The organism is Nocardioides candidus (assembly GCF_041321175.1).
Taxonomy (GTDB): Bacteria; Actinomycetota; Actinomycetes; order Propionibacteriales; family Nocardioidaceae; genus Nocardioides.
Genome location: NZ_JBGGWC010000004.1, coordinates 58232 through 84812 on the forward strand (window position 1 = coordinate 58232; position 26581 = coordinate 84812).

23 protein-coding genes are annotated in these 26581 nt (G+C 69.9%); 6 read left to right on the forward strand and 17 right to left on the reverse strand.

The genetic code is table 11. The features are described 5' to 3' along the window. Nucleotides 1-64: 64 nt before the first annotated feature. From ACAX67_RS17460 to metH, 3 genes are all read right to left on the reverse strand, one after another. Nucleotides 65-1684 (reverse strand): ABC transporter substrate-binding protein, encoded by a 1620-nt coding sequence (locus ACAX67_RS17460; RefSeq protein WP_370705154.1) that lies wholly within the window; start codon nt 1682-1684, stop codon nt 65-67. A gap of 87 nt (nt 1685-1771) precedes the next feature. Further along, on the reverse strand, nt 1772-2479 hold the full coding sequence (locus tag ACAX67_RS17465) for an HAD family hydrolase (RefSeq protein WP_370705155.1): 708 nt from the start codon (nt 2477-2479) through the stop codon (nt 1772-1774). Beyond that, on the reverse strand, nt 2479-6228 hold the full coding sequence (gene metH, locus ACAX67_RS17470; protein ID WP_370705156.1) for a methionine synthase: 3750 nt from the start codon (nt 6226-6228) through the stop codon (nt 2479-2481). Before metH ends, ACAX67_RS17465 begins: the two co-directional genes overlap by 1 nt. 154 nt (nt 6229-6382) lie before the next feature. Here metH and ACAX67_RS17475 point away from each other — a divergent pair, with 154 nt between their 5' ends. Continuing rightward, a complete protein-coding gene (locus ACAX67_RS17475; protein ID WP_370705157.1) occupies nt 6383-7231 on the forward strand; it encodes a PAC2 family protein in 849 nt (282 codons plus the stop codon). Between the two features lie 3 nt (nt 7232-7234). Here the strand turns inward: ACAX67_RS17475 and mshC are convergent, their stop codons facing one another. The 4 genes from mshC to ACAX67_RS17495 form a co-directional block, all read right to left on the reverse strand. Continuing rightward, a complete protein-coding gene (mshC, locus tag ACAX67_RS17480; RefSeq protein WP_370705158.1) occupies nt 7235-8476 on the reverse strand; it encodes a cysteine--1-D-myo-inosityl 2-amino-2-deoxy-alpha-D-glucopyranoside ligase in 1242 nt (413 codons plus the stop codon). A 64-nt stretch (nt 8477-8540) separates the two neighbouring features. Next, on the reverse strand, nt 8541-9296 hold the full coding sequence (locus tag ACAX67_RS17485; protein ID WP_370705159.1) for an Rv2133c family protein: 756 nt from the start codon (nt 9294-9296) through the stop codon (nt 8541-8543). A gap of 8 nt (nt 9297-9304) precedes the next feature. Continuing rightward, entirely contained in the window at nt 9305-9880 is a 576-nt protein-coding gene (locus tag ACAX67_RS17490) for an Rv2134c family protein (RefSeq protein WP_370705160.1), read from the reverse strand. Nucleotides 9881-9889: 9 nt separating this feature from the next. After that, nucleotides 9890-10606, reverse strand: a complete 717-nt coding sequence (locus ACAX67_RS17495) for a histidine phosphatase family protein (RefSeq protein ID WP_370705161.1) — start codon at nt 10604-10606, stop codon at nt 9890-9892. A gap of 30 nt (nt 10607-10636) precedes the next feature. Between ACAX67_RS17495 and corA the strand changes: the two genes are divergently transcribed. Beyond that, a complete protein-coding gene (gene corA, locus ACAX67_RS17500) occupies nt 10637-11620 on the forward strand; it encodes a magnesium/cobalt transporter CorA (protein WP_370705162.1) in 984 nt (327 codons plus the stop codon). A gap of 140 nt (nt 11621-11760) precedes the next feature. Here corA and ACAX67_RS17505 read toward each other — a convergent pair whose 3' ends face one another. Further along, on the reverse strand, nt 11761-12585 hold the full coding sequence (locus tag ACAX67_RS17505; RefSeq protein WP_370705163.1) for a class I SAM-dependent methyltransferase: 825 nt from the start codon (nt 12583-12585) through the stop codon (nt 11761-11763). A 74-nt stretch (nt 12586-12659) separates the two neighbouring features. Then, nucleotides 12660-13484 carry an undecaprenyl-diphosphate phosphatase gene (locus ACAX67_RS17510; RefSeq protein WP_370705164.1) on the reverse strand — a complete coding sequence of 275 codons (825 nt, stop codon included), beginning with the start codon at nt 13482-13484 and terminating at the stop codon, nt 12660-12662. Nucleotides 13485-13580: 96 nt separating this feature from the next. On the opposite strand from ACAX67_RS17510, the gene ACAX67_RS17515 reads away from it, so the two are divergent. Together ACAX67_RS17515 and ACAX67_RS17520 are read left to right on the forward strand one after the other, a co-directional pair. Beyond that, nucleotides 13581-14531 carry an aldo/keto reductase gene (locus ACAX67_RS17515; RefSeq protein ID WP_370705165.1) on the forward strand — a complete coding sequence of 317 codons (951 nt, stop codon included), beginning with the start codon at nt 13581-13583 and terminating at the stop codon, nt 14529-14531. A gap of 14 nt (nt 14532-14545) precedes the next feature. Further along, nucleotides 14546-14728, forward strand: a complete 183-nt coding sequence (locus ACAX67_RS17520) for a DUF5703 family protein (protein ID WP_370705166.1) — start codon at nt 14546-14548, stop codon at nt 14726-14728. A 13-nt stretch (nt 14729-14741) separates the two neighbouring features. Here the strand turns inward: ACAX67_RS17520 and ACAX67_RS17525 are convergent, their stop codons facing one another. Then, nucleotides 14742-16055, reverse strand: a complete 1314-nt coding sequence (locus ACAX67_RS17525) for a M20/M25/M40 family metallo-hydrolase (protein WP_370705167.1) — start codon at nt 16053-16055, stop codon at nt 14742-14744. Between the two features lie 170 nt (nt 16056-16225). Between ACAX67_RS17525 and ACAX67_RS17530 the strand changes: the two genes are divergently transcribed. Beyond that, nucleotides 16226-16798 carry an ester cyclase gene (locus ACAX67_RS17530; protein WP_370705168.1) on the forward strand — a complete coding sequence of 191 codons (573 nt, stop codon included), beginning with the start codon at nt 16226-16228 and terminating at the stop codon, nt 16796-16798. A gap of 57 nt (nt 16799-16855) precedes the next feature. After that, nucleotides 16856-17296, forward strand: a complete 441-nt coding sequence (locus ACAX67_RS17535; RefSeq protein ID WP_370705169.1) for a hypothetical protein — start codon at nt 16856-16858, stop codon at nt 17294-17296. Between the two features lie 80 nt (nt 17297-17376). Here the strand turns inward: ACAX67_RS17535 and ACAX67_RS17540 are convergent, their stop codons facing one another. The 7 genes from ACAX67_RS17540 to ACAX67_RS17570 form a co-directional block, all read right to left on the reverse strand. Next, nucleotides 17377-18699, reverse strand: a complete 1323-nt coding sequence (locus tag ACAX67_RS17540; protein ID WP_370705170.1) for a choice-of-anchor P domain-containing protein — start codon at nt 18697-18699, stop codon at nt 17377-17379. 87 nt (nt 18700-18786) lie between these two features. Next, the gene (locus ACAX67_RS17545) at nt 18787-19158 is read right to left on the reverse strand and encodes a cupin domain-containing protein (protein ID WP_370705171.1); all 372 of its coding nucleotides are present in this window, start codon (nt 19156-19158) and stop codon (nt 18787-18789) included. Next, on the reverse strand, nt 19091-19591 hold the full coding sequence (locus tag ACAX67_RS17550; RefSeq protein ID WP_370705172.1) for a hemerythrin domain-containing protein: 501 nt from the start codon (nt 19589-19591) through the stop codon (nt 19091-19093). The genes ACAX67_RS17545 and ACAX67_RS17550 overlap by 68 nt, the downstream gene beginning before the upstream one ends. Before the next feature lie 18 nt (nt 19592-19609). Then, on the reverse strand, nt 19610-20335 hold the full coding sequence (gene narI, locus ACAX67_RS17555) for a respiratory nitrate reductase subunit gamma (protein WP_370705173.1): 726 nt from the start codon (nt 20333-20335) through the stop codon (nt 19610-19612). Next, nucleotides 20335-21063 (reverse strand): nitrate reductase molybdenum cofactor assembly chaperone, encoded by a 729-nt coding sequence (narJ, locus tag ACAX67_RS17560; RefSeq protein WP_370705174.1) that lies wholly within the window; start codon nt 21061-21063, stop codon nt 20335-20337. Before narJ ends, narI begins: the two co-directional genes overlap by 1 nt. Further along, nucleotides 21060-22802: a nitrate reductase subunit beta gene (narH, locus tag ACAX67_RS17565; protein WP_370705175.1), complete on the reverse strand. Its 1743-nt coding sequence runs from the start codon at nt 22800-22802 to the stop codon at nt 21060-21062. Before narH ends, narJ begins: the two co-directional genes overlap by 4 nt. After that, nucleotides 22802-26491, reverse strand: a complete 3690-nt coding sequence (locus ACAX67_RS17570; RefSeq protein WP_370705529.1) for a nitrate reductase subunit alpha — start codon at nt 26489-26491, stop codon at nt 22802-22804. The genes narH and ACAX67_RS17570 overlap by 1 nt, the downstream gene beginning before the upstream one ends. Nucleotides 26492-26581: the final 90 nt, after the last annotated feature.

Below are 26581 nucleotides of genomic sequence, written 5' to 3' on the forward strand. Positions count from 1 at the left end.
TGTCTCCTAGGCACGCCCGTGGGGAGAGAACCGACGGTCCTCTCCCCACGAGGTGCTCATGCGATCAGGAGTTCTTCGTCACCAGCCAGAAGCGGAAGATGAACGACGGGTCGAGGGTGTCCTCGACGCCCTCCATGCCCTTGCCGTAGACGCCGGTGTTCTGGCCCACCCACGAGGGGATGAACGGGACGTCGTTGGCGACGATGTCCTGCAGCTGGCCGAAGGCGTCCTCGCGAGCGGCGGCGTCGTCCGTGCCCTGCTCCTGGGTGACCAGGTCGTTGGCGTCCGGGTTCTTGTAGCCGTTCTGGAAGAAGCCGCCGTCGACGACGAACGGGGACAGGTAGTCGTCGGCGTCCGGGTAGTCCGGGAACCAGCCGAGCATCCAGAGGTCGTAGGCGCCCTCCTTGTAGATCGTCTGGTACTGCTCCCACTCGGTGCTCTTCAGCTCCACGTCGAACAGGCCGCTGTCCTCGAGCTGGCGCTGCAGCTCGTTGGCCTCGTCCTCGGCGCTCGGGCCGTAGTGCGTGGGCGTCCAGCCGACGGTGATCTTCACCGGCGTCTTGATGCCGGCGTCGTCGAGGATCTGCTTGGCCTTGTCGACGTCGGGCGTGCCGTACTTCTCCTGGAAGGAGTCCTTCTGCCCGGCGTAGCCCGGGGGCACGATCGAGTACAGCGGGTCGACGGTGCCGTCGTACGCCGTGTCGGCGATCGCGTCGCGGTCGAAGACCTGCGCGGCGGCCTGCCGGACGGCGGCCTCCTTGCCGATCCCCTTGTCGACGCGCCACACCCAGTAGCGGATCTCCGAGCCCTTGCCGGAGGCGACGGTGACGTCGCTGTTGCCCTGGAGGTCGGCGATGTCGGTCGGCGCGAGGCTGCGCCACGCCACGTCGACCTCGCCGTTCTCGACAGCCAGCTTGAGGGCCGAGGGCTCCGAGTAGTACTTCACGAAGACCTGGGAGGCGCCACCGGTGTTGTCGCCGGTGTAGTTGTCGTTGAGCTCGAGCACGGCCTGGTCACCGGCCTTGTACTGGCTCAGCTTGTAGGGCCCGGAGCCGATGATCTTGTCGTCGTCGAGCTTCGCGTCCATCGGGAACTCGTCCTCGTCGACGATCGCCGCGGCGCCGGGATAGGTCAGCACGTACTGGAACGTGGTGTCGGCGTGGTCGAGGTGGAAGACGACCGTCTGGTCGTCGGGCGTCTCGATCGCGCCGTCGGTCAGGGTGACGGTGCCGTCGTCGGCCGTGTCGGTGATGCTGCCGAGGAGGTAGATCGCCGCGCCGTTGGGGTCCTGGATGTTGATGGCGCGCTCGAAGCTGTACTTCACGTCGGACGACGTGAGGTCGTCCCCGTTGGAGAACTTCAGCCCGTCCTTGAGCTTGCACGTCAGGGTCTGCGGGTCGTCGTAGGTGCACGACTCCGCGGCGTCGCCGACGATGTCGGTCGAGTTCGCCGGCACCGTGACGAGGGTCTGGTAGAGGTTGTACTCGAGCGTCGAGGAGCCCAGGTCGTAGGACCCGGCAGGGTCGAGCGCCGTCACCGAGTCGGTCGTGCCGAGGATCCACGGCTCACCGCTACCACCCTTGGCTCCGCCGCCACCGCCGTCGTCGCTGTCAGACCCGCCGCAGGCAGCGAGGCTCACGGCGAGGGTTCCCGCTCCGACGAGCGCGAAGATCTTCCGCTTCACGTGCTGTCACCTCAAGATCAGTCACTACGGCGCCCGCTGGTCGGGAGCCGACTCCGTGCGGAAGATACTCCGGGGAGCAGAGAGGGGCTAGGGAAGATCCCTCGCGGCTATGTCTCGATCCGGCAACGTTTTCAGTGCGTGAGGCGTCACCCCGACGAGCGAATCCACGAAGGTACGGCGCTCCCCCGGCGGCACCTCGACGTGGTTGGGGACGACCAGCACCTGGCATCCGGCGGCCGCCGCGGAGGTGGCGCCCGTCGGTGAGTCCTCGATCGCGACGCAGTCCTCGGCCGCGACACCGAGGGCCGCCGCGGCGGTCAGGTAGGGCTCCGGGTGCGGCTTCCCCCGGTCCACCTGGTCGCCGGTCACGACCACCCGGAAGGTCTCCGGCGGCAGGTGCTCGAGGATCGGCGCGACGAAGCGCTGGTAGGACATCGTCACCAGCGCGCACGGGACGCCGGCGTCGTTGAGCGCGAGCAGCAGCTCGCGGGCGCCCGGGCACCACGGCACGGCGTGCTGCACCCGTGCCACGACCCCGTCGAGCAGCCGGTCCACGATCTCCTCCGGCGTCAGCGGGAGGCCCATGTGCCGGCGGATGTACTCCCCGGAGTAGAGCAGGCTGTTGCCGACCAGGTGCTGCGCGTCGGCGGTCGTCCAGGTGGCGCCGTGCTCCTCCGCCAGCGCCACCTCGGTCGCCATCCAGTAGGGCTCGGTGTCGACGAGGGTCCCGTCCATGTCCCACAGGACCGCTTTCGGTGGTCGAGGAGGTCGCGCAGCGACCGTCTCGAGACCCATCAGTCCTCCGGGTCGTAACCGAGGTTGGGCGAGAGCCACCTCTCGGCCTCGGCCAGGGTCCAGCCCTTGCGCTCGGCGTAGTCGGCGACCTGGTCGCGCCCGAGCCGGCCCACGACGAAGTACTGGGCATCGGGATGGCTGAAGTAGAGGCCGGACACGGCGGCGCCGGGCCACATCGCCATCGACTCGGTGAGCTGGATCCCGGTGCTGGCCTCGACGTCGAGCAGCTCCCAGATGGTCTGCTTCTCGGTGTGGTCGGGGCAGGCCGGGTAGCCGGGCGCCGGGCGGATGCCCGTGTACTTCTCGGCGATCAGGTCCTCGTTGCTCAGCTGCTCCTCCGGCACGTGCGCCCAGAACTCGGTGCGCACCCGCTGGTGCAGCCGCTCGGCGAACGCCTCGGCCAGCCGGTCGGCCAGGGATTCGAGGAGGATCGCCGAGTAGTCGTCGAGCTCCTTCTTGAACGCCATGATCCGCTCGGTCGTCCCGATGCCGGCGGTCACCGCGAACGCGCCGATCCAGTCGCCGTCGGTGACCCCGCTGCCGATCGGTGCGACGTAGTCGGCGAGCGACCGGTTCGGGACGCCGTCACGGTGCTGTCCCTGCTGGCGCAGGTGCCGCAGCGTCGTGCGTACGGCGGCCCGCGACTCGTCCTCGTAGACGACGACGTCCTCACCCGTGCTCGCGGCCGGGAACAGGCCGTAGACGCCGTTGGCCGTCAACCACTTCTCCTCGACCAGCCGGTCGAGCATGACCTGGGCGTCGTCGTACAGCTTGCGGGCGGCCTCGCCGTGGGTGGGGCTGTTGAGGATGTCGGGGAACTTGCCCTTCATCTCCCAGGCGTTGAAGAACGGCTGCCAGTCGATGTACTCGCGGAGCTCGCTGAGGTCGTAGTCGGCGAGCACGTGCACGCCGGTCGTGCGCGGCTGCGGGGGTGCGTAGCCGTCCCAGTCGATCGGAGACCTGTTGTCCTGGGCGTCGGCGAACGACAGCTGCGGTCGGTCGGACTTCTGGGAGTGCCGGGCGCGCAGGGCGTCGTAGTCGGCCTTCAGGTCCTCCAGCAGCTTCGGGCGCTGCTCGTCGGAGAGGAGCGTGGCCGCCACCGGCACCGAGCGCGAGGCGTCCTTGACCCACACCACCGGGCCGTCGTACTTGCGGTCGACCTTGACCGCCGTGTGGGCGCGCGAGGTCGTCGCACCGCCGATCAGCAGCGGGATGTCGAAGCCCTGGCGCTGCATCTCGGTCGCCACCGTGACCATCTCGTCGAGCGACGGGGTGATCAGCCCGGACAGGCCGATGATGTCGGCCTTGTGCTCGATCGCGGCGTCGAGGATCTTCTGCACCGGCACCATCACGCCGAGGTCGATGACCTCGTAGTTGTTGCACTGGAGCACGACGCCGACGATGTTCTTGCCGATGTCGTGGACGTCGCCCTTCACGGTCGCCATGACGACCGTGCCGTTCGTGTCCTTCTCGCCGGCCGTGCCGAGCTCGGCCTTCTCCTGCTCGATGAACGGGATCAGGTAGGCCACGGCCTTCTTCATCACGCGGGCCGACTTCACGACCTGTGGCAGGAACATCTTGCCGGCGCCGAAGAGGTCGCCGACCACGTTCATGCCGTCCATCAGCGGACCCTCGATGACCTCGATCGGCCGGCCGCCGCGGTCGGCGATCAGCTGGCGCAGCTCCTCGGTGTCGGCCTCCACGTGGGCGTCGAGGCCCTTCACCAGCGCGTGGGTGATGCGCTCGCCGACGGGCAGCGCGCGCCACTCCTCGGCAGCCGCCTCGGCGACCTCGCCCGTGCCACGGTGCTTCTCGGCGAGCTCGAGGAGCCGCTCCGTCGCCGCGAGCGAGTCGTCGGTGCGGTTGAGCACCACGTCCTCGATCGCGTCGCGCAGCTCGGGGTCGATCTCGCTGTAGGGCACCAGGGCGCCCGCGTTGACGATGCCCATGTCGAGGCCGGCCTCGATCGCGTGGAAGAGGAAGACCGCGTGGATCGCCTCGCGCACCTGGTTGTTGCCACGGAAGCTGAAGCTGACGTTGGAGATGCCGCCGGAGACCTTGGCGCCCGGGAGGTTCTGCTTGATCCAGCGCGTGCCCTCGATGAAGTCGACGCCGTAGCTGGCGTGCTCCTCGATGCCGGTCGCCACGGCGAACACGTTGGGGTCGAAGATGATGTCCTCGGGCGGGAAGTCCACCTCGTCGACGAGGATCCGGTAGGCCCGCTCGCAGATCGCCTTGCGCCGCTCGAGGTTGTCGGCCTGGCCGTCCTCGTCGAACGCCATGACGACCGCGGCCGCGCCGTACTTCTTGCACAGGCGGGCCTGGGCGCGGAACTCGTCCTCGCCGGCCTTCATCGATATCGAGTTGACGATCGGCTTGCCCTGGACGTTCTTCAGGCCGGCCTCGATGACCTCCCACTTCGAGGAGTCGACCATCACCGGCACCCGGCTGATGTCGGGCTCGGAGGCGATCAGCTTGAGGAAGCGGTCCATCGCCGCGACGCCGTCGATCATCCCCTCGTCCATGTTGACGTCGATGACCTGCGCGCCCGCCTCGACCTGCTGGGCCGCCACGGAGAGCGCGGCGTCGTAGTCGCCGTCCTTGATCAGGTTGCGGAACTTGGCGGACCCGGTGATGTTGGTGCGCTCGCCGACGTTCACGAAGAGGCTGTCCGCAGTGATGGTGAACGGCTCGAGGCCGGACAACCGGAGTGCGGGCTGGGCCTCCACGGGCTCGCGACGGGTCTTGCCCTCGACCGCCTGCGCGATCGCGGCGATGTGTGCGGGCGTGGTGCCGCAGCAACCGCCGACGATGTTCACGAACCCGGCCTCGGCGAACTCCGCGACGACGCCCGCGGTGTCGGCCGGCGCCTCGTCGTACTCGCCGAAGGCGTTGGGGAGGCCGGCGTTGGGGTAGGCGGACACGAACGAGTCGGCCAGCCGCGACAGCTCGGCGACGTAGGGCCGCATCTCCTTGGCACCGAGCGCGCAGTTGAGGCCGACGGCCAGCGGCTGGGCGTGGCGCACGGAGTCCCAGAACGCCTCCGTGACCTGCCCGGACAGGGTGCGACCGGACGCGTCGGTGATGGTGCCGGAGATGACCACGGGCCAGCGCCGCCCGGTCTCCTCGAAGAGCGTCTCCACCGCGAAGATCGCGGCCTTGGCGTTGAGGGTGTCGAAGATCGTCTCGATGAACAGCAGGTCCGCCCCACCGTCGACCAGGCCGCGTGCGGCGGTCAGGTAGGCGTCGACGAGCTGGTCCCACGACACGTTGCGCGCGCCCGGGTCGTTGACGTCGGGACTGATCGACGCCGTCCGCGTCGTCGGGCCGAGCGCGCCCGCGACGTAGCGGGCGCGGCCGGTCTCCGCGGCCACCTCGTCGGCGACCCGGCGGGCCAGCAGGGCGGACTCGTGGTTGAGCTCGTAGGCGAGCTCCTCCATGCCGTAGTCACCGAGCGAGACGGCGTTGGAGTTGAACGTGTTGGTCTCGACGATGTCGGCACCGGCCTCGAGGTACTCCCGGTGGATGCCGGCGATGATCTCGGGCTGCGTGATCGAGAGCAGGTCGTTGTTGCCCTGCAGGTCGGACGGCCAGTCGGCGAAGCGCTCCCCGCGGTAGCCGGCCTCGTCGGGCCGGTCCCGCTGGATCGCCGTGCCCATGGCGCCGTCGAGGATCACGATCCGCTCCCGCAGCAGTGCGGTCAGCTCGTCGGTCGCGTCCGGCCGCCAGTCACGGGGTGCCGCTGCCATGTCACATCCCTTCCGTCACGGAAGGCGCCCTTGCGAATGACTCACCGAGCGTGGCGGGCCTCCCTCGGGGGTCGGTCCCGTTGCAACGCCTCTCGGCAACATCGATCTTAACTGTCGGGCCAGGCGCCCAGGCCATTTCCCATAGGGTGAACGCGTGATGGAGATCGAGGACACGCCGGAGCTCGTACGGCCGGTGGTGATCGCGGCGTTCGAGGGCTGGAACGACGCCGCCGAGGCGGCTTCGGGCGTGGTGGACCACCTCATGAAGGTGTGGGACGCGCGCGTCGTCGCCGCGATCGACCCCGAGGACTACTACGACTTCCAGGTCAACCGGCCGACCGTCGGCGTCGACGACAACGGCTTCCGCAAGCTGACCTGGCCGAGCACCCACATCGCCGTCGCCTCGCCCCCCGAGCTCGACCACGACGTCATCCTCGTGCGCGGGATCGAGCCCAACATGCGCTGGCGCGGGTTCTGCGCCGAGGTGCTCGCCTGCATCGACGACCTGGGTGCAGAGCTCGTGGTCACGCTGGGCGCGCTCCTGGCCGACTCCCCGCACACCCGGCCGATCCCCGTGACCGGCACGGCGACCGAGCCCGACCTGGTCGACCGGATGAAGCTCGAGCAGTCCACCTACGAGGGGCCGACCGGCATCGTCGGGGTGCTCCAGGACGCGTGCGTGAAGCTCGACATCCCGGCGGCGTCCTTCTGGGCGGCCGTGCCGCACTACGTGGCGCAGCCCCCCTGCCCCAAGGCGACGCTGGCCCTCATCGGCCAGGTCGAGGACCTGCTCGAGGTCAGCATCCCGCTCGGCGACCTCCCCGAGGACGCCCGCGCCTGGGAGCGCGGCGTCGACGAGCTCGCCGAGGAGGACGAGGACATCGCCGACTACGTGCGGTCGCTGGAGGAGACCCGCGACACGGCCGACCTGCCCGAGGCCTCGGGCGAGGCGATCGCGCGGGAGTTCGAGCGCTACCTCAAGCGCCGCGGCGACGAAGGCTAGCTGCTAGAACGACAGGCCGAGCGCGGCGTCGACGACGAGCAGCAGCGTGGCCGCAGCGTCGGGATCGCTGTTGTCGGCCAGGCGACCCTCCCCGCCGAGCGTCGCGTCGACCCACCGGTCGATCGCGGACGTCGCGCGCGGCGCGTCGAGGTCGTCCGCCAGCGCGGACAGCACCTCCGAGACCACCGGCTCGGCGGCCGCGCCGGCGCCCAGCGCGAACGCCCGGCGCCAGCGGTCGACGTCGTCGACGGCGGACCACAGGATCTCGTCGGTCCACTCCCAGTCGTCGCGGTAGTGGTGGCGCAGGAGCGCCAGCCGGATCGCCATCGGGTCGATGTCGCTGTTGCGCAGCGCCGAGACGAAGACCAGGTTGCCGCGCGACTTCGACATCTTCTCGCCGTCGTAGCCGACCATGCCGGCGTGCGCGTAGGCCCGGGCGTACGGCGCCCCGGTCGCCACCTGCGCGTGCCCGGCACACATCTCGTGGTGCGGGAAGATCAGGTCGCTGCCGCCCGCCTGGACGTCCATCGTCGCCGCGCCGAGGTGCTCCAGCGCGATCGCCGCGCACTCGATGTGCCACCCCGGCCGGCCGCGGCCGAACGGGCTGTCCCAGGCCGGCTCGTCGGGGCGCTCGCCGCGCCACACGACGCAGTCGAGCGGGTCCTTCTTGCCCGCGCGGTCGGGGTCTCCCCCGCGCTCGCCGAAGAACCTGAGCATCGTCTCGCGGTCGTAGCCCGACTCGTCGCCGAACGCCGGGTCGGCGGAGACCGAGAAGTAGAGGTCCTGCTCGACCTGGTAGACCGCCCCGGCGGCCTGCAGCCGCTGGATCAGCTCGATGACCAGCGGGATCGACTCGACGGCGCCGACGAACGCTGCGGGGGGCAGCACGCGCAGCGCCTGCATGTCCTGGCGGAACAGCTCGGTCTCGCGCTCCGCGAGCTCGACCCAGTCGACACCGACCTTCGTCGCTCGCTCCAGCAGCGGGTCGTCCACGTCAGTGACGTTCTGGACGAAGCGGACGTCGTGGCCCGCCGTACGCCAGGCGCGGTTGAGCAGGTCGAAGGCGATGTAGGTGTTCGCGTGGCCCAGGTGCGTCGCGTCGTAGGGCGTGATGCCGCAGACGTAGAGCCGGGCCGGGCCTTCGGGCGTCGTGACGACCTTCTCGCCCGACGCGGTGTCGTGCAGGGCGACCGGCGGGCCGACCGCGGGCAGGGTCGGGATCTCGGGGCCGGTCCACGCTCGCATGCGGCGATCGTATCTGCGGCAGCCATCGCCCACCGCCTCGGTCCGGCCGCTCGGCCGATCCACCTCAGAAGGGGGGCCAGGGGATGCTGGGCCAGCCGCCGCTGGGGCCTGGCAGGACACCACGGGCGAGCAGCCTCTCGCAACGGCGCTCGAGAGCGTGGATCTCCAGGTCGGTGAGGTGGTCGGCAAGACGTGCGCCCAGGTCACCCCGCACCGCCGTGAGTACGGCGTGCAGGCCCGTCGTCTCCGCGTCGGTGAGCGGACTCCCCGCCCATCCCCACAGCACGGTGCGGAGCTTGGGCTCGTGGTGGAGGGTGACGCCGTGGTCGACGCCGTAGCGGTGGCCACCCGGCACCGGGAGCACGTGGCCGCCCTTCCGGTCGGCGTTGTTCACGATCACGTCGAAGACCGCCATCCGCCGCAGCGGCTCGGAGTCCTCGTGGACCAGGGTGACGTCGCGGTCGCGGTCGTCGACGCCGTCGAAGACGGCGAACCACCCGTCCGGCACCTGGCCGGACCGGACCAGGGTGACGGCGTCCTCGTCGGCGTCGACGGTCTGCCACTCCTGCAGCATCCCGCGACCGTGCGGGCCATCGCCGCACCACGTGCGCGGCACCACGTCCCAGCCGAGCGCCTCGCTGACCAGGTAGGCGGCCACCTCGCGGTCGGCCAGGGTCCCGTCGGGGAAGTCCCAGAGCGGCCGCTCCCCCGCGATCGGCTTGTAGACGACCTCGCGGCCGTCGAGCTCGGCGAGGAACGTCGCGTTCGACGCGGGCATGATCCGCCCGCGCAGCTCGAGCACGCCCCCCGGTGCCTCCATCACCCCGACTACTCCGCGCGGCGCTTGAAGCCGTTGGCCCGCACGCAGAGGTGACCGTCGGGGTCGATGGGCTGACCGCAGAACGGGCAGTCGGGGCGTCCCGCGCCGATCACCCGCTCGGCACGCTTCACGAACGCCCGGGCGTGACCGGCGTCGATGCGGACCACGAAGACCTCGGACGGTTCCTCGGCCTCCGCCTCGACCTCGACGTCGTCGGTCAGGCCCACCAGCTCCTCGCCGACGGGGAAGACCTCGATCACCACCCGCTCGGCCTGGGGGTCCCACGACAGCGTCATCGTGCCCGCGCGGAACTCCTCGGCGATCGGCAGCTCCAGCGGGTCCTCGTCGGCGAGCCCGATCGGCGCGACGGCGGGCACGACCGCGTCGGTGCTGGTCTCGGTCATCACCTCGTCGAGCAGCTCGTCGATGCGCTCGGCGAGCGCCGCGACCTGCTGCTTCTCGAGCGCGACGCTGACGAGGCGCGCACCCTCCCGGGCCTGCAGGAAGAAGGTGCGGGCGCCCGGCTCTCCGACAGTGCCGGCGACGAAGCGCTCGGGCGGGTCGAATGCGTGGACGATCGGCATGCGATCAGCCTACGAGCCCTCGGTTACGGGCTCGGGGCCGGAACCCCCACCCACGGCGGCACCCTTGCGCCGAGCCCGCTTCGCCGCGGGCCGGTTGAGCCAGGAGAGGTCGCCCGCCTGGGTGTTGGTCGCCAGCACGTAGGGCCGGTCGGCGGTGTACTGCACGACCGAGATCGACGCCGGGTCCACGTTGATCCGCTGGAAGAGGTCCAGGTGCATCCCCAGCGCGTCGGCGAGGACGGCCTTGATGACGTCGCCGTGGCTCACCGCGACCCAGACCGCGCCCGGCCCGTGCTCCGCCTCGACCGCGGCGTCCTGCCGCCGTACGGCGTCGACCGCGCGGTGCCACATGGCGACCATCGACTCCCCGCCGGGGAAGACCGCGGCGGACGGCTGGCGCTGGACGGTCGCCCAGAGCTTCTCCTTGGCCAGCTCGCGCAGGGGCCGGCCCTGCCACTCGCCGTAGTCGCACTCCGCGATGCCGCGCTCGGTCGCGGCCCGAAGCCGCGTCGCCTGCGCGTCGACGACGGCCTTCGCCGTCTGCTTGCACCGCTCCTGCGGACTCGTCACGAGCCGGGCGAGCGGTACGGCGCCGATCCGTTCCGCCGCCGCCCGCACCTGCTCCTGGCCGCGCTCGTCGAGCCGGATGCCCGGGAGTCGACCGGCGAGCACGCCGGAGGCATTGGCCGTCGTACGGCCGTGTCGCACCAGGAGAACCGTCGCCACGGACGCGAGCGTAGCCACTACCGTTGCAGCGTGATCGTCGACAGCGCCGTCTACCGGCAGGGATCCCGACTCCCCGTCGACTGCCGGGTCCACGACTATGCCGCCCTGCGCGACGCAGCTCGCGGCGGCGAGCACGACTTCGTCTGGGTCGGGCTCTACGAGCCCAGCCACCTCGAGCTGGAGGACATCGCGCAGGCGTTCGGTCTGCACCCGCTCGCTGTCGAGGACGCCGTGGTCGCCCACCAGCGCCCGAAGCTGGAGCTCTACGAGGACAACCTGTTCCTCACCCTCAAGACGCTCTGGTACGTGGACGAGGACGACGCCGTCGAGACGGGCGAGATCAATCTCTTCGTCGGCGAGGACTTCGTGATCACCGTGCGCCACGGCCGCGGCTCACAGCTGGCCGACGCCCGTCACGAGCTCGAGGGCAAGCAGTCGGTGCTGAGCCACGGCCCCTCCTCGGTGGTCTACGCCGTCTGCGACACCGTCGTCGACGGATACCTCGCCGTGATGGAGGAGCTCCAGATCGACGTCGACGAGGTGGAGACCTCGGTCTTCTCCGAGGAGCGCACCAACGACGCCGGCCGCATCTACACGCTCAAGCGCGAGCTCGCGGAGGTGCGCCGCGCGGTGCTCCCCCTGCGCGAGCCGATGCGCCGCTTCACGGTCGGCGCGGTGCCGGGCGTGCTGCCCGAGGCCGGGCCGTTCTTCCGCGACGTCGGCGACCACCTCTCCGTCGCGGCCGAGCAGATCGACACCCTCGACTCGCTGCTCTCCACCGCGTTCGACGCCCACGTCGCCCGCATCCAGGTGCAGCAGAACGACGACATGCGCAAGATCTCCGCCGGCGCCGCGCTGATCGTGGTGCCGACGCTCATCGCCGGCGTCTACGGCATGAACTTCGAGCACATGCCCGAGCTCGGGTGGACCTACGGCTACCCGTTCGCGGTGGCGCTGATGATCGTCACCGTCAGTGCGCTCTGGATCTGGTTCAAGAGGTCCGGCTGGTTCTAGAGCTGGCCGCGCGCCGACCGACGTACCTAACCCGTCGCGGGCGGCGGCGCTGAGCGGTCGGACCGAGGCGAGGAGACACTTGGGTACGTCCGTTCGCGCCCCAGCTCGCGATGACCGTCAGCCACCCACGTCCGCGGCGCTCACGACGGTCGCACGCACGCGAACATCACGGTGCGGATGCGCCGCTCGGCGAGGTTGGTCACCTGGTTGGCGGCCATCTGGGCGAACGAGTCGCCCAGGAACGTGGCGAACGTGACGGGCGGAGGTCCCTGCTGCTGGCTGCGGGCCCGCAGCTCCTGGAACCACCTGAGGCTCTCGTCCGAGGAGTCGGTCTCCGACACCACCTCGAAACCCGCCGCCGGCAACAGCGCGCGCATCTCCTGCGGTGTCGCGAGGAAGCTCGTCGAGGTGTCGTGGGCCCAAGGGACCGGGTACCGGACCTCGCCGCCCTCGCCCTGCAGCACGTCGTAGACGACGAACCGTCCTCCCGGCCGGACCACGCGGAAGGCCTCGGCGTAGAGCGCCTCCTTGTCGGCGATGTTCATCGCCACGTGGATCGTGAGCGCCGCGTCCGCCGCCGCGTCCGGAAGGTGGGTGGCGGTGGCGTCCCCGACGTGGAAGCGGGTGAGGTCCGACATGCCCGTCCAGTCCGAGAGCGCGGTCGCCACCTCACAGAACTCCGGCGTGAGATCGACTCCGGTCACCGTGCAGCCCACCACCTCGGCGACGGTCCGCGCCGGACCACCCAGGCCGCTGCCGAGGTCGACCACCTGGGAACCGGCATCGACGGCGAGCGCCTCGACGATCTCCAGCGTCGCGGAACGACCCCGGATGTGGAACTCGTCCACCGGAGCGAGGTCGGCAGGTCGCAGGGCGGACCGGTCCGCACCGGAGGCGTCGAGGGCGGAGCCGATCGCCGCCACGAGCCCGCCCGGGCCGCTGTAGAACCTCGAGACCGGGTCCATCCGCCCATCGTCGCACCGACGGTCGACGGCGTCGACCGGTGCGTCGCGAGACCGCGACCTGGCGGAGCCCGCGCTCAGGCGCTGAGCACGCCCGCGGCGAGCAGGGCGATCACGCCGGCACCGAGCAGCACCCGGTAGATCACGAACGGCGTCAGGTCGTGGGTGCTCACGTAGCGCAGCAGCCACGCGATCGCGGCGTAGCCGACGACGAAGGACACCACGGTCGCCACGATCGTGGGGCCCCAACCGTAGGGGTTGTCGCTGCCCGGGACGTCCTTGAGCTCGAACAGCCCGGCACCGACCACGGCCGGGATCGCGAGGAGGAAGGAGAAGCGGGTGACCGCGGCGCGCTCGTAGCCGAGTCCGCGCCCCATCGAGAGGGTCGCGCCCGAGCGGGAGACGCCGGGCACGAGGGCGGCGGCCTGGGCGGCGCCCATCAGGACCGCGTCGCGGAGGTTCATCTGCTTGATGCGCTTCTCGTTGCCGCCCAGACGGTCCGCGGCCCCGAGGACCAGGCCCATCACGATCAGCATCGTCGCCACCAGCCACAGGTTGCGGAAGTGCGACTCGATCGTGTCCTTGAAGAGGACGCCGAGGATGACGATCGGCAGCGAGCCGACGATCACGAACCATCCCATCCGGGCGTCGAGGTGGCCGCGATACTCCGCCTTGAAGAGCGACAGGGTCCACGCCCGGACGATGTCCCAGATGTCCTTCCGGAAGTACACGAGCACGGCGAGCTCGGTGCCGATCTGGATCACGGCGGTGAACGCCGCTCCCGGGTCGCCCCAGCCGAACAGCTCGGGGAAGATCCGCAGGTGCGCACTGCTGGAGATCGGGAGGAACTCCGTCAGCCCCTGGATGACGCCGAGGACGAGGGCCTGCAGGAAGTCCGTCACGGCTCGGGATCCTACGAGAAGCCACCTGGCACTTCCCTGAACACCCCGGGCGAGCCGCCATCGGGACGGCAGGGGTGACGGACTACCTTTGCCCCCATGCAGCAGCGGTACGTCGGCAGCAGCGGTCTCCGGGTGTCGCGGCTGGGTCTCGGGACCATGACCTGGGGCAAGGACACCGACGAGCACGAGGCGCGCGACCAGCTGATCGCCTTCTGCGAGGCCGGCGGCACCCTGATCGACACGGCGGCGGGCTACACCGACGGTCGCTCCGAGGAGCAGATCGGCGCGCTCCTGGGTGACGTGTGCAGCCGTGACGACGTCGTGCTCGCGACCAAGGCGGGGATCTGGCGGCGCGGGCAGGAGCGCCAGGTCGACACGTCGCGCCGCGCTCTCCTCGGCGGGCTCGACACCTCGCTCCGACGTCTCGGTGTGGACCACGTCGACCTCTGGCAGGTGCACATCTGGAGCGACGACGTGCCGCTCGAGGAGACGCTGAGCGCGCTGGACACCGCCGTCGCCTCCGGGCGCGCGACCTACGTCGGCATCTCCAACTACAGCGGCTGGCAGACCGCGCAGGCCGCCACCTGGCAGCGCGCCGCGGGCGACAGGGCCACGCTCGTGTCGACCCAGGTCGAGTACTCCCTGGTCAACCGCGACGTCGAGCGGGAGGTCGTTCCGGCCAGCAACGCGCTGGGCCTGGGCCTGCTGCCGTGGTCGCCGCTGGGCCGCGGCGTGCTCACCGGGAAGTACCGCACCGGGATCCCCGGCGACTCCCGGGCCGCCTCCCCCGTCTTCTCCTCCTTCGTGGAGCGTTACCTCGACGAGCGCAGCCGCGGCATCGTGGAGGCCGTGATCCGGGCGGCCGAAGGCCTGGACTGGACGCCGCTCGAGGTCGCCCTCGCGTGGGTGCGCGACCGGCCCGGCGTGTCCGCCCCGATCGTCGGCGCCCGGACCGCCGCCCACCTCAAGGGCGCACTCGGGGTGGAGGACAAGGAGCTGCCGCCGGAGATCCGCGAGGCCCTCGACGACGTGTCGGAGCCGGCCTGATGAGGAGTGGCTCGGTGGAGTGGCAGTTCGAGAAGGTCACCTTCTCGCGCGAGTATCCGCGCAACGTCGTCACCAAGCTCCTCGTCGAGCGCGCCGAGCACGGCGGCTGGGAGCTGGTGCGGGTGCGGATCAGCGCCGACGGCACGCGCCGGGTGATCCTGCGGCGCAAGATCATCCGGGCGATCCGGACCGCCTGACCTCGTTGCGGCCTCAGGCCTCCCCGAGGAAGCGGTCGAGCACACGCGCACCGAACTCCAGCGCGTCCACCGGCACCCGCTCGTCGACGCCGTGGAACAGTGCGGTGAAGTCGAGGTCCGACGGCAGCCGCAACGGCGTGAACCCGAAGCTGCTCATGCCCAGCTTGCGGAAGTGCTTGGCGTCCGTGCCACCGCTCATCAGGAACGGCGCGACGAGCGCGTCGGGGTCCTCCGCGAGCAGGCTGCGCGTCATCGTGTCGACCAGCGCGCCGTCGTACGGCGTCTCCCAGGGTGCCTGGTTGGAGACGTAGTCGACGCTGATGTCCTCACCGCACAGCTCCGCCAGGGTGCGGAAGAACTCGTCCTCGTAACCGGGCAGGGTGCGGCCGTCAACGTGGGCGGAGGCCTCCGTCGGGATGACGTTGACCTTGTAGCCGGCCGACAGCATCGTCGGGTTGGTGGTGTTGCTCAGGACCGCCCCGAGCATCCGGGTGGCGCCGCCGAACTCCTCGACCAGCTCGCGGGCGTTCTCCGGCGTCACGTCGACGCCCGCCAGGCTGCCCACCGTGCCGAGGAGCGTGCGCATCGTCGGAGTGAGCCGGACCGGCCACTCGTAGGCGCCGATCCGCGCGACCGCCTCGGCGATCCGGGTGACCGCGTTGTCGGCGTTGATCATGGAGCCGTGGCCGGCCGTGCCGCGCGCGGTCAGCCGCATCCAGGCCATGCCCTTCTCGGCGGCCTCGATGAGGTAGAGCCGTTGGCCGCGCACCGTCGCGCTGAACCCACCGACCTCGCCGACCGCCTCCGTGCAGCCCTCGAGCTCGTCGGCGTGGTCGCGCACCAGCACCTCGGCCCCGTGGTGGCCGCCCGCCTCCTCGTCGGCGGTGAAGCACAGCACCATGGGCCGGGCCGGGACCCGGCCGGTGCGCTGGCGGTCGCGCACGACCGAGAGCAACATCGCGTCGAAGTCCTTCATGTCGACCGCCCCGCGCCCCCACACGTAGCCGTCCTGCACCTCGCCGCTGAAGGGATGGACCGCCCAGTCCTCCGCTGCAGCGGGCACGACGTCGAGGTGACCGTGCACGAGGAGCGCGTCGTCGCGGCTGCCGTCGCCGCCCCACCGGGCCAGCACGTTGGCCCGCCCAGGAGCCGTCTCGATGATCCGGGCCGGGATGCCGACCTCCTCGAGCAGCCCGGCGACGTGCTCGGCCGCCTTCCGCTCGCCCGGCCCGTCCTCGGTGCCGTAGTTGGTCGTGTCGATCCGGATCAGGTCGCGACAGATCTCGACGACCTCGGCCTCGGGTGAGGGGGTGGGTGCACCGTCCATGCGCCCATCCTGACTCACGGGCCCAGCGCCGGTCGCGGCCGCGCCGTCAGCGATCCGGATCCGATCGTCCGGGTTGCGCGGCCAAGGTCTGCGGATGATCACGATCGTGGGACCGGTGACGTGGGCCTACGAGCAGGACCTCTGAGTCGATCCCTGGCTATCGTGCGCGGGTGCTGACACCCTCACGGCGCGCCGCGCGCGAGAAGCTCGTCCTCGACCACTTCCACGACGAGGTCGCCCAGGACTGGGATCGGACGCTGTCGACCTTCCCCCACCCGCACTACGAGCTGATCCCGATGCTGCTCGTGCACGACGGCGACTCCGACGTGCGGGAGTACTACCACGACACGCGCGTCGCCTTTCCCGACCAGGACCACGAGATCATCGCGCTGCGGCACAGCGACGACGCGGTCGTCGTCGAGTTCTGGCTGATGGGCACCCACCTCGGCCCGCTCGGCAAGATGCCGGCGACCGGGAGCACCCACCGCACCCGGATGACGGCGTTCTTCATCTTCGACGAGGACGATCGCCTGGTCTGCGAGCGGGTCTACTTCGACCGCCTGAGCCTGGTCACCCAGCTGCTGCGCGGCATCGACCTCAAGCGACCGCGCAACTGGCTCACCTTCGGCCGGGCGGTCGCAGGCATGCTGGCGATGTCCGGCAACGTGCCCGACCCTCGGATCACCGAGACAACACCCCAGACCTTCCCGGACTACACCTACGAACGGCACCGCCCGGTCTGAGCGAGTCGGTTCAGCGTTCGGGACACGCGGACCCGCGCACGCGGCTACCGTCGTCGGATGCGGAGGGACCTGCACGACCTGGCGTACGGCGTGCGCGGGCTCGCGTCCGTCCTCGCGCTGTGCTGCGTCGGACTCGGTGCGGGCTGCACGGTGGACGGCCTCGACGGCGCGGAGCCGTCCTCGCCCCGGACGCACCACTCCCCCGACGCTGATCGGCAGAAGCCGCACCGGGAGCAGCACCCGAGGGTCGACCGCCCCCGGAAGAAGCACACCGCCGGACCGTACGACGACGGCGTGCTGGTCCCGGAGGTCGAGGAGAGCGGTGTGTGGTCGTGCCGCTGGTCGCCCACGATGAACCGCGACTGGCACGACGACATGCTCTGCGCCAACGGCCTCGGAGACGAGAAGCGTCCCTACCTGCTCACCGACGACTCGTTCGTGGAGCGCTACGAGATCGAGCAGGCGGCGGCCGTCTGGGCCGCCTCGATGAACGACTGACCGGGCCCGCGCCGCCCGCTCCTGGGGCAGCGAACGGCCCCGCCGGCCCGAGGGTCCGACGGGGCGCGCTCGCGGTCAGCTCAGCGGTTGACCCACGCCGCGGCGACGCCGAGCTCGATGTCGATGCCGGCGATGTCGTCCGGGGCGTCGGGAAGCGCGATCACGTGGAGGGCACGAACGGCTCTTCCGTTGTAGGGGAAGGGCAGCTCCGTCTGCTCGTTGATGATCACCTTCACCAGCCCGGGGATCTTGATCACGGTGTTGGGATCGACACCGACCGGGATCGCCTTCCCGTTGATGGAGAGGTTGAGGATCTCGGCGTCGGCGGTCTTCGTAGGCGGATCGGACCCGTATTGCACGACGCGGGACGTGGCCGTGACCGCGTCGAGCGTGATGGCGCCGTTGAGGAGGTTCACCGCGCCGATCTTGGCCGTCATGGTGGCGTCGGTCTCCGCGCTCGTCACGACGGCGTTGGCGGTGTTGGCCAGCGCCTGGACGTCGAGGAGGCCGGGCAAACGCACGCGGGCGGTCGCATTGGTCAGATCGGCGCCGTTGGTGCCGCCGGCCGGGCAGATGACCACGGCGGTCGGCGCCGACATGATCCGCACGGCATCGCCGACGTGGGCCGACACGCGTGAGGAGTAGGCGAAGCCGAACGCGGGCTGCCCGTTGATCGGCACCGGCAGGAGGATGCGCGCCATGGTCGGCGTGACCTCGATGTTCGCACCTGCGCTGAGGTTGTCGCGTGGCTTGAGCAGCGTGATGTGGATGCCGGTGGCGGCGGACTTGATCAGGGCGTCTCCACCGAGCTGACCCTGCACCTCGTTGATGACGACCTTGGCGACACCGGGGATGGTGAGGCCGAAGTTCTTGGGCACCACAAGCGGGATCTTGTGGTCCTTGACGTGGACGCCGAGGAGCCGGGTGCCTCCGCTGCGGGAGACGTGTCCGCTGCCGTCGATGGAAGCGATCGCCTTGGTCTCGATGGCGTCGACGGTGATGGCGCCGTTGAGGAGGCTGACGCCCGCGATCTTGGCCTCGGAGGTGAGCCTGATGCCGCCGCCGAGCATGTTGGTGGTCCGCTCGTAGCTGGAGACGGCCTCGGCCTTGACCAAGCCTTCGAAGAGGTTGACGTTGGCCGTCTTGTTCTCGGTGTAGCGCGGCGCGGTCACCACCCGCATGGAGCTCGCTGCAGTGAGCTCTGACCGGACCACGCCGGCGACGTTGATGCGCGTGCCGCCGCTGACCGCGTGGAAGACGGGGTCAGTGGGTGAGGCTGTCGCAACCTGGGCAGGAGCCGACGGACGCGCGGAGGCCGCCGGGGCAAGAGGGCTGACGAGTAACGCAAGCCCCGTGAGGACTGCGAGGAATCCGGAGATTCCTGGTCGATGTGAAGGGAGCATGGATCCTTGCTGCCCGACCAGCGCGAAAGTAGACCCTCTCGGTGCGTCAGTCCCGGATCCGGGCAAGGGGATGCGCAGCCCCAGGCGTCAGCCCGCGCGGCCCGCAACCGTCAGCAGCACCACCGCGTCACTGAGTGCTTCGAGGTCGTGACGCCGGGCGGGAATGTGCACGTAGTCCCCCACGGCCCCGTCCCAGGTCTCATCGCCCGCATGGAGCCGGACCTCACCGCGAAGAACCTGGAGGGTGGCCTCCCCGGGGGATTCGTGTTCGCCCAGTCTCCGACCGTCGGCGAGAGCGATGACCGTCTGGCGCAGGTCGCGGCCCTGCCCGCCGTAGATGGTTGTCGATGCCCGCCCGCTGGACGCCGCGTCGGCGGTCGCGCACAGCTCCTCAGCCAGGCTGGTCAGTGATCGTGTCTCCACCTTGCGTCCTCTCGTGCAGAAACGTCGGATGCTCACTGCGAGCTCTTGCAACGCGTTCCCAGCCCTTGGCACCGAGCGTGACGACCGAGACCGGGAAGATTCCCAGGTTCTCCCGCTCCACGTGCTCGTCGAGCTCGACGAGGAGCCGGGACACCGACCGCTCGAAGTCGGGACGACCGGGATCCAGAGCAGTGATAGCGGCGTCGAACGCGTCGTGCTCCCGCTCCAGGGCTTCCACCTCGTCGAGGTAGTCGTTGCGTTCGCGGAGGGCTCGGAAGATGCCGGCCTCCTCGCGACGGACGTGGACATCGAGATGCCCGACGAGATCGTCGAGCAGTTGGCGGGCGCGTTCGCGGTCCCCTGCGGCCATCATCCTGCGGATCCGGTGGGCCTCGTCCAGCAGGTGGTAGTGCTCATCCATCAGTTCCGCGATCGGCTCGATGCCGCGACACCCGCAGTGCTCACACATCGCTCGGGGTCTCCGTGATCATCCGACGCGCTCCCACCCGCGCCGCGGGCCGTGGTTGCCCAGTCGGGCGTCCCGGCTGCGGTAGACGATGTAGGGCCGGGTGAGATAGCCCACCGGTGCGCTGAAGACGTGGACGAGGCGGGTGAACGGCCACAGGGCGAACAACCCGAAAGCGACCAGCGCGTGGAGCTGGAACCCGACAGGCGCGTCCGCCATCAGGGCGGCGTCCGGCTGGAACGCAAGGAAGGAGCGGTACCAGACCGAAACGCCTTCACGGTAGTTGTACTCACCGCCGATGGTCATGATCGACCCGGCGACGGTGTTCCACATCCCGAGGACGATGACCGCCGCCAAGAACCCGTACATCACCTTGTCCATGGTCGTAGTCGCGGAGAACACCGGCCCGACGGTCCGGCGGCGGTAGATCAAGATCCCCATCCCGATCACGGCCATCGCGCCCGCGAGGAGGCCGCCTCCCACGGCCGCGACGTGGTAGGCCTCGTGGCTGATCCCTACCGCGTCGGTCCACGACTGAGGCACGAGGAGCCCGATGACGTGGCCGCCGACGACGCCGAGCATCCCGAAGTGGAACAGCGGCGAGCCCAGTCGCAGCAAACGGTCCTCGTAGAGCTGGGAGGACCGAGTGGTCCACCCGAACTTGTCGTAGCGGTAGCGCCAGAAGTGCCCGACCACGAAGGTCGTCAGGCAGAGGTAGGGGACGATCACCCACAAGAAGGTGTCCATCAACGCACTCCTCGTCGAGACGGTGCGGGGAACGACGGCGTCGGCAGCAGGACCGGCGACCGGCCCGGCGGCGCCGGTCCAGGGTCGAACCCGGGGGTCGCGTAGGGCGTGAGCCCCACCTCTTCCTCCGGGGGCCCCTCCGCGGCGAGCCGCCGGATCGCGGAGACCTCGTCTCCGCGCAGCGGCGGGAAGGTGGCGCAGACCGCCTGCACGGCACCGGCCCATCGGGACCCTCCGTCGGTCAGCGACATCCGCAGCAGCTCCAGTCCCGCCCGATGGTCCATCAGCAGTGTGCGGCCGCGTGCACCATCGATGGTGGCCGCGTACTCCAGCACCACGCACAGGTGGTCGGGGAGCTCGTCAGCGGCCAGCTCGAACCCCGATTCCAGGTAGGTCTGCTTGAAGCGCAGCAGAGCCGTGCCTCGCTTGCGGGTGTCGCCGTGCGCGAAGTAGGTGAGGAACAGGCTGTTACGTCGGCGGTTGTCGAAGGTCTCGACGTAGTCGGCCTCGAGCTCGCCCAGTGGCGTGGCTGCCACGTGCTCGAGACAGGTCTGCAGAAGGTCACCCACCCGCGTCGGCAGCGCGGCCGACGCCTGCCGGATCAGGTGGAGACGGTCGAGCAGATGCTGATCGGGATAGCCGAGCAGCAGCGAGGCTGACTGCCAGGCACACGTCGTCTGGTCGGCTGTCAGCACCGGGACATCACGGGTGAGGCTCGGGCGGCTCATCGCACGTCAGCCCCGCCGGTCAGGCCGCCGGTGCCGCCCGGGCCGGACTCGCCGTCCGTCGTGGTCGACGCCGCAGGTTCCTGCACTGCTACCGGGCTGTCGGGCCTCGGTGGGAACAGCCCGGACGGCGCGCCCTTGCCGTCCCAGTTCAACAGGTTCACCCGCGCCGACTTGTCCGTCGGCGAGGCGATCGTGTCGGAGGTCTGCCGGTCCTGCAGCATCCGGAAGTTCTCGACCGCGATCGGGGTCAGGCTTCCGGAGCCCTCGCCGAAGATCTCCGGGTTGCCGCCGCCGTAGTCGGAGACGGAGCATTCCGTAGCGATCTCCTCCAGGGAGTGCGCCTGCTCGGCGTGCGCGGGCGGGATCACGTAGCGCTCGTCGTACTTGGCGATCGCGAGCAGTCGGTACATGTCGTACATCTCCTCCTCGCTCATCCCGACCGCGGCCGGGATCGAGGCATCCGGGTCGCGGCCCAGGTTGATGTCCCGCATGTAGGAGCGCATGGCAGCGAGCTTCCTCAGCACTCCGTCCACCGGGGCGACGTCGCCGGCGGTGAAGAGCTCGGCGAGGTACTCGATGGGGATCCGCAACGCGTCGATCGCGGCGAAGAGGTTGCCGGGGTCCTCCGCGTCCTCGCCGGTCTCGCGGACCACGTCGACGACCGGCGACAGCGGCGGGATGTACCAGACCATCGGCATGGTGCGGTACTCCGGGTGCAGCGGCAGCGCGACCTTGAACGTGTTGATGAGCGCGTGGATCGGGGACCGTTGCGCTGCCTGGATCCAGTCGTGCGGGATGCCGTCCCGCTCCGCAGCGCGCACCACCTCCGGATCGTTGGGGTCGAGCAGCACCGAACGCTGGGCCTCGTAGAGGTCGTGGTCATCGGGCACCGAGGCGGCCGCGAGCACCTTGTCGGCGTCGTAGAGGACCAGGCCGATGTAGCGCAGTCGCCCGACGCAGGTCTCGGCGCAGACGGTCGGTAGCCCGACCTCGATGCGCGGGAAGCAGAACGTGCACTTCTCCGCCTTGCCGGTGCGGTGGTTGAAGTAGACCTTCTTGTAGGGGCAGCCCGACACGCACATCCGCCAGCCGCGGCAGCGGTCCTGGTCGACGAGGACGATGCCGTCCTCAGCGCGTTTGTAGATCGCGCCGCTGGGGCACGACGCCGCGCAGGAGGGGTTCAGGCAGTGCTCGCAGATCCGCGGCAGGTAGAACATGAACGTCTCCTCGAAGGAGCGCTTCACCGCCGCCGAGACCCGCTGCAGAACCGGGTCCTTCTCATAGGTGGCCGCGGACCCGCCGAGGTTGTCGTCCCAGTTGGCAGACCACTCGACCTTCATGTCCTTGCCCGAGATCAGCGACTTCGGCCGCGCGACCGGCGTGTGCTCCTGTGCTGGAGCGTCGGTGAGCGTGGCGTAGTCGTAGGTCCACGGTTCGTAGTAGTCGTGGATCGACGGGAGCTTGGGATTGGAGAAGATCGTCAGCAGCTTCTTGAACCGCCCACCTGCCCTGAGGGTGAGACGGCCGGCGCGGTTGAGGGTCCATCCGCCCTTCCACTCCTCCTGATCTTCATAGGTCCGCGGGTAACCCTGACCGGGTCGGGTCTCCACGTTGTTGAACCAGACGTACTCGGTCCCGGTGCGGTTGGTCCACGCCTGCTTGCAGGTGACCGAGCAGGTATGGCACCCGATGCACTTGTCGAGGTTCATCACCATCGCCATCTGCGCCATGACCTTCATCAGTAGGTGACCTCCTGGCTGCGCCGGCGGATGACCGTGACCTCGTCACGCTGGTTGCCGGTCGGGCCGAGGTAGTTGAACGCGAACGACAACTGGGCGTAGCCACCGATGAGGTGGCTGGGCTTCACGAGGATCCTGGTCAGCGAGTTGTGGATGCCACCGCGCTTGCCCGACGTCTCCGCCAGCGGTACGTCGATCAGCCGGTCCTGGGCATGGTGCATGTAGACCGTGCCCTCCGGCATCCGGTGCGACACGATCGCCCGCGCGACGACGACGCCGTTGCGGTTGACCGCTTCGATCCAGTCGTTGTCGGCGACCCCGATCTTCGCGGCGTCCGTCTCGCTCATCCAGATCGTCTGGCCGCCGCGCGACAGCGACAGCATGAAGAGGTTGTCCTGGTACTCGGAGTGGATGGACCACTTGTTGTGCGGCGTCAGGTAGCGCACGGTCACGCTAGCCGTTCCGCCGACGTCTCCAGTGGAGCCGATCTCCGGTTCGGCGAACAGCGCTCCCATGTTGAGGGGAGGTCGGTAGACCGGCAGTCCCTCGCCGAGCTCGGTCATCCAGTCGTGGTCGAGATAGAAGTGCTGGCGGCCGGTGAGTGTGTGCCAGGGCTTCAGCCGCTCGATGTTGATCGTGAACGGCGAGTAGCGTCTGCCGCCGCTCTCCGAGCCGGACCACTCCGGGGAGGTGATCACGGGGACCGGCGCCGCCTGGGTGTCGGCGAAGGTGATCTGCTTCCCCTCGTGCTCCGCGGCCAGGTCTGCCAGCTCGGTGCCAGTGCGCTTCTCGAGGGTCTTGAAGCCCTGGGTGGCGAGGTGGCCGTTGGTCGTGCCGGACAGCGCGAGGATCGCCTCACATGCGTGCACGTCCCGCTTCAGCGATGGCCGTCCGGCTGCAGGACCGCCCCGGACCGCGCCGTTCTTCGCCCGAAGGTAGTCGATCGATGCGCTGACGTCGTATGTCACGCCCTTGGTGGTCGTGCCGAGGGCATCGAGGAGGGGCCCGAGAGCCGTCATCTGCTCGCCGACCGCTGTGTAGTCGCGTTCGACCTGGACGATCTTCGGCATGGTGACGCCGGGCACCGGCTCGCATTCGCCGTGCTTCCAGTCCCGGACCACGCCGTGGGGATTGGCCATCGCGTCCGGGGTGTCGTGCAGCAGCGGCACCGCGACGACGTCGGTGCGCGTGCCGAGATGCCCCGCGGCCAGCTCGCTGAACCTGGTCGCGATGGCCTGCCAGGCGTCCCAGTCCGTGCGGGTCTGCCACGGCGGGGCGATGGCCGGGTTGAACGAGTGCACGAAGGGGTGCATGTCGGTGGTGTTGAGGTCGTGCTTCTCGTACCAGGTCGCCGCCGGCAGCACCACGTCGGAGAAGATCGTGGTGCTGGTCTGCCGGAAGTCGAGGGTCAGCAGGAGGTCGAGCTTCCCCTCGGGCGCCTTCTCGTGCCACTCCACCTCCTGCGGCCGCTGCTGCTCACCGGCCTCGCTCGCGCGCAACGAGCTGTCGGTGCCGAGCAGGTGCCTGAGGAAGTATTCGTTGCCCTTGCCTGAGGAGCCCAGCAGGTTGGCGCGCCAGATGGCCAGCACGCGGGGGAAGTTCTCCGGGGAGTCCGGGTCCTCGGCCGCGAACCGTAGATCACCGGACTTCAGCTGGTCGACCACGTGCTCGGCGACCGGACGGCCGGCGGCGGCGGCTTCGTCGGCGAGGTCGAGCGGGTTGCGGTCGAAGGTCGGGTACGACGGCATCCAGCCCATGCGCGCGCTCTTGGCGATCACGTCGGCGGTGCTGAGCCCGGCCAGCTTCCCGGTGCCGGTCGCGGCCGCCACGGTGTCGGCGCCGAAGGTGTCGTAGCGGAACTGATCGGTGTGCAGGTACCAGTAGGCGGTGTGGATCATCTGCCGTGGCGGGCGCTTCCAGTCCAGCCCGAACGCGAGCTGCGCCCACCCGGTCACCGGTCGGCACTTCTCCTGGCCGACGTAGTGCGCCCAGCCGCCTCCGTTGACGCCCTGGCAGCCGGTCAACGTGGTGAGCCCGAGGAAGCCGCGGTAGATCGTGTCGGAGTGGAACCAGTGGTTGGTGCCGGCGCCCATCAGGATCATCGACCGGCCGCGTGACTCCTCGGCGTTGGCGGCGAACTCGCGGGCGATCCGGGCGGCGGCCTGGGCGGGCACTCCGGTGATCGCCTCCTGCCAGGCCGGGGTGTACGGCGCGGACGCGTCGTCGTACGCCGCCGCGTAGTCGCCCGCCAGGCCAGGCCGGCCGACGCCGTACTGGGCGAGCATGAGGTCGAACACCGTCGTCACCAGCCTCCCGGAGACCCGCCGAACCGGGACCGCACGGGTCAGTGAGCCCGGTCGGCCGTCGGGCTCGTCGAAGCGCGGCAGCTCGACCAGCGCCGTCTCGCCGTCCGGCCCGAGCAGACTCAGCCGCGGGTCGACATCTCCGAGGTCGAGGTTCCACCGGCCGGCGCCCGCCTCGCCGAAGCGGTCCCCGAGCGAGCCGTTCGGCACCACCGGCTGGTCGGTGCGGGCGTCCACGAGAACGGGCTTGAAGTGCGCGTTCGCCTCGTCGGCGTGCCCGGGCAGGTCGGCGGCGGTGAGGAACTTGCCTGCGCGGTAGGTGACCGAACCGGTGGAGACCTCGTCGAGTGTGACCAGGTAGGGCAGGTCGGTGAACCGCTTGGTGTAGTCGTCGAAGTACGGCGTGGTGCGGTCGACGAAGAACTCCTTCAGGATGACGTGCCCCATCGCCATCGCCAGCGCCCCGTCGGTGCCGGGCGCGATCGCCAGCCACTCATCGGCGAACTTGACGTTGTCGGCGTAGTCCGGGGACACGACCACGACCTTCTGCCCTCGGTAGCGGGCCTCGGCCATCCAGTGGGCGTCCGGCGTCCGGGTAACCGGCACGTTCGACCCCCACATGACGAGGTAGCCCGCGTCCCACCAGTCGCCTGACTCCGGGACGTCGGTCTGGTCGCCGAACACCTGGGGCGACGCGACCGGCAGGTCGGCGTACCAGTCGTAGAAGGACAGCATCGACCCACCGACCAGCGAGGTGAACCGGGCCCCGGATGCGTGGGAGACCATCGACATCGCCGGAATAGGTGAGAACCCGGCGACGCGGTCGGGTCCCCACTTGCCGATCGTGTGCACGTAGGCGGCCGCGATCAGCTCGGTTGCCTCCTCCCAGCTCGCACGCACCAGCCCACCCTTGCCGCGGGCGGACTTGTAGGCCTTCGCGCGCTGCGGGTTGTCGACGACGTGTGCCCAGGCCAGCACCGGGTCTCCGTGCTGGGCCTTCGCCTCGCGGTACATCTGCAGGAGGACGCCGCGGACGTAGGGGTAGCGGATCCTGGTCGGAGAGTAGGTGTACCAGGAGAACGCCGCGCCGCGGGGGCAACCGCGGGGCTCGTACTCCGGTGAGTCCGGGCCGACCGACGGGTAGTCGGTCTGTTGCGTCTCCCAGGTGATGATGCCGTCCTTGACGTAGACCTTCCACGAGCACGACCCGGTGCAGTTCACGCCGTGGGTGGAGCGCACCACCTTGTCGTGGCTCCAACGGTCCCGGTAGAAGTCGTCCGCTTGACGTCCGCCGGTCTTGGTGAGCGTGCGGCGGTCGGGAGAGACGGTGCCCTTGGTGAAGAACCTCCGCGTGCCGACCAGTGCCTCGCTCAATCGCCCGTCCAGGCCGGGTTCACGGGATTGTTCCGGCTGGACCTCAGTGCTCACTTGGGCCTTCCTCACCTTGCGTTCGGGTTGACGACGAACATACGCAGA

Coding starts and splice junctions, on each gene's coding strand:
- ACAX67_RS17550 (WP_370705172.1), bottom strand. CDS start 19,591: ATGTGTGAGCACTGCGGGTGTCGCGGCATCGAGCCGATCGCGGAACTG.
- ACAX67_RS17535 (WP_370705169.1), top strand. CDS start 16,856: ATGCGGAGGGACCTGCACGACCTGGCGTACGGCGTGCGCGGGCTCGCG.
- metH (WP_370705156.1), bottom strand. CDS start 6,228: ATGGCAGCGGCACCCCGTGACTGGCGGCCGGACGCGACCGACGAGCTG.
- ACAX67_RS17465 (WP_370705155.1), bottom strand. CDS start 2,479: ATGGGTCTCGAGACGGTCGCTGCGCGACCTCCTCGACCACCGAAAGCG.
- ACAX67_RS17540 (WP_370705170.1), bottom strand. CDS start 18,699: ATGCTCCCTTCACATCGACCAGGAATCTCCGGATTCCTCGCAGTCCTC.
- ACAX67_RS17490 (WP_370705160.1), bottom strand. CDS start 9,880: ATGCCGATCGTCCACGCATTCGACCCGCCCGAGCGCTTCGTCGCCGGC.
- narI (WP_370705173.1), bottom strand. CDS start 20,335: ATGGACACCTTCTTGTGGGTGATCGTCCCCTACCTCTGCCTGACGACC.
- ACAX67_RS17485 (WP_370705159.1), bottom strand. CDS start 9,296: ATGGAGGCACCGGGGGGCGTGCTCGAGCTGCGCGGGCGGATCATGCCC.
- ACAX67_RS17505 (WP_370705163.1), bottom strand. CDS start 12,585: ATGGACCCGGTCTCGAGGTTCTACAGCGGCCCGGGCGGGCTCGTGGCG.
- ACAX67_RS17525 (WP_370705167.1), bottom strand. CDS start 16,055: ATGGACGGTGCACCCACCCCCTCACCCGAGGCCGAGGTCGTCGAGATC.
- narH (WP_370705175.1), bottom strand. CDS start 22,802: ATGAAGGTCATGGCGCAGATGGCGATGGTGATGAACCTCGACAAGTGC.
- mshC (WP_370705158.1), bottom strand. CDS start 8,476: ATGCGAGCGTGGACCGGCCCCGAGATCCCGACCCTGCCCGCGGTCGGC.
- narJ (WP_370705174.1), bottom strand. CDS start 21,063: ATGAGCCGCCCGAGCCTCACCCGTGATGTCCCGGTGCTGACAGCCGAC.
- ACAX67_RS17515 (WP_370705165.1), top strand. CDS start 13,581: ATGCAGCAGCGGTACGTCGGCAGCAGCGGTCTCCGGGTGTCGCGGCTG.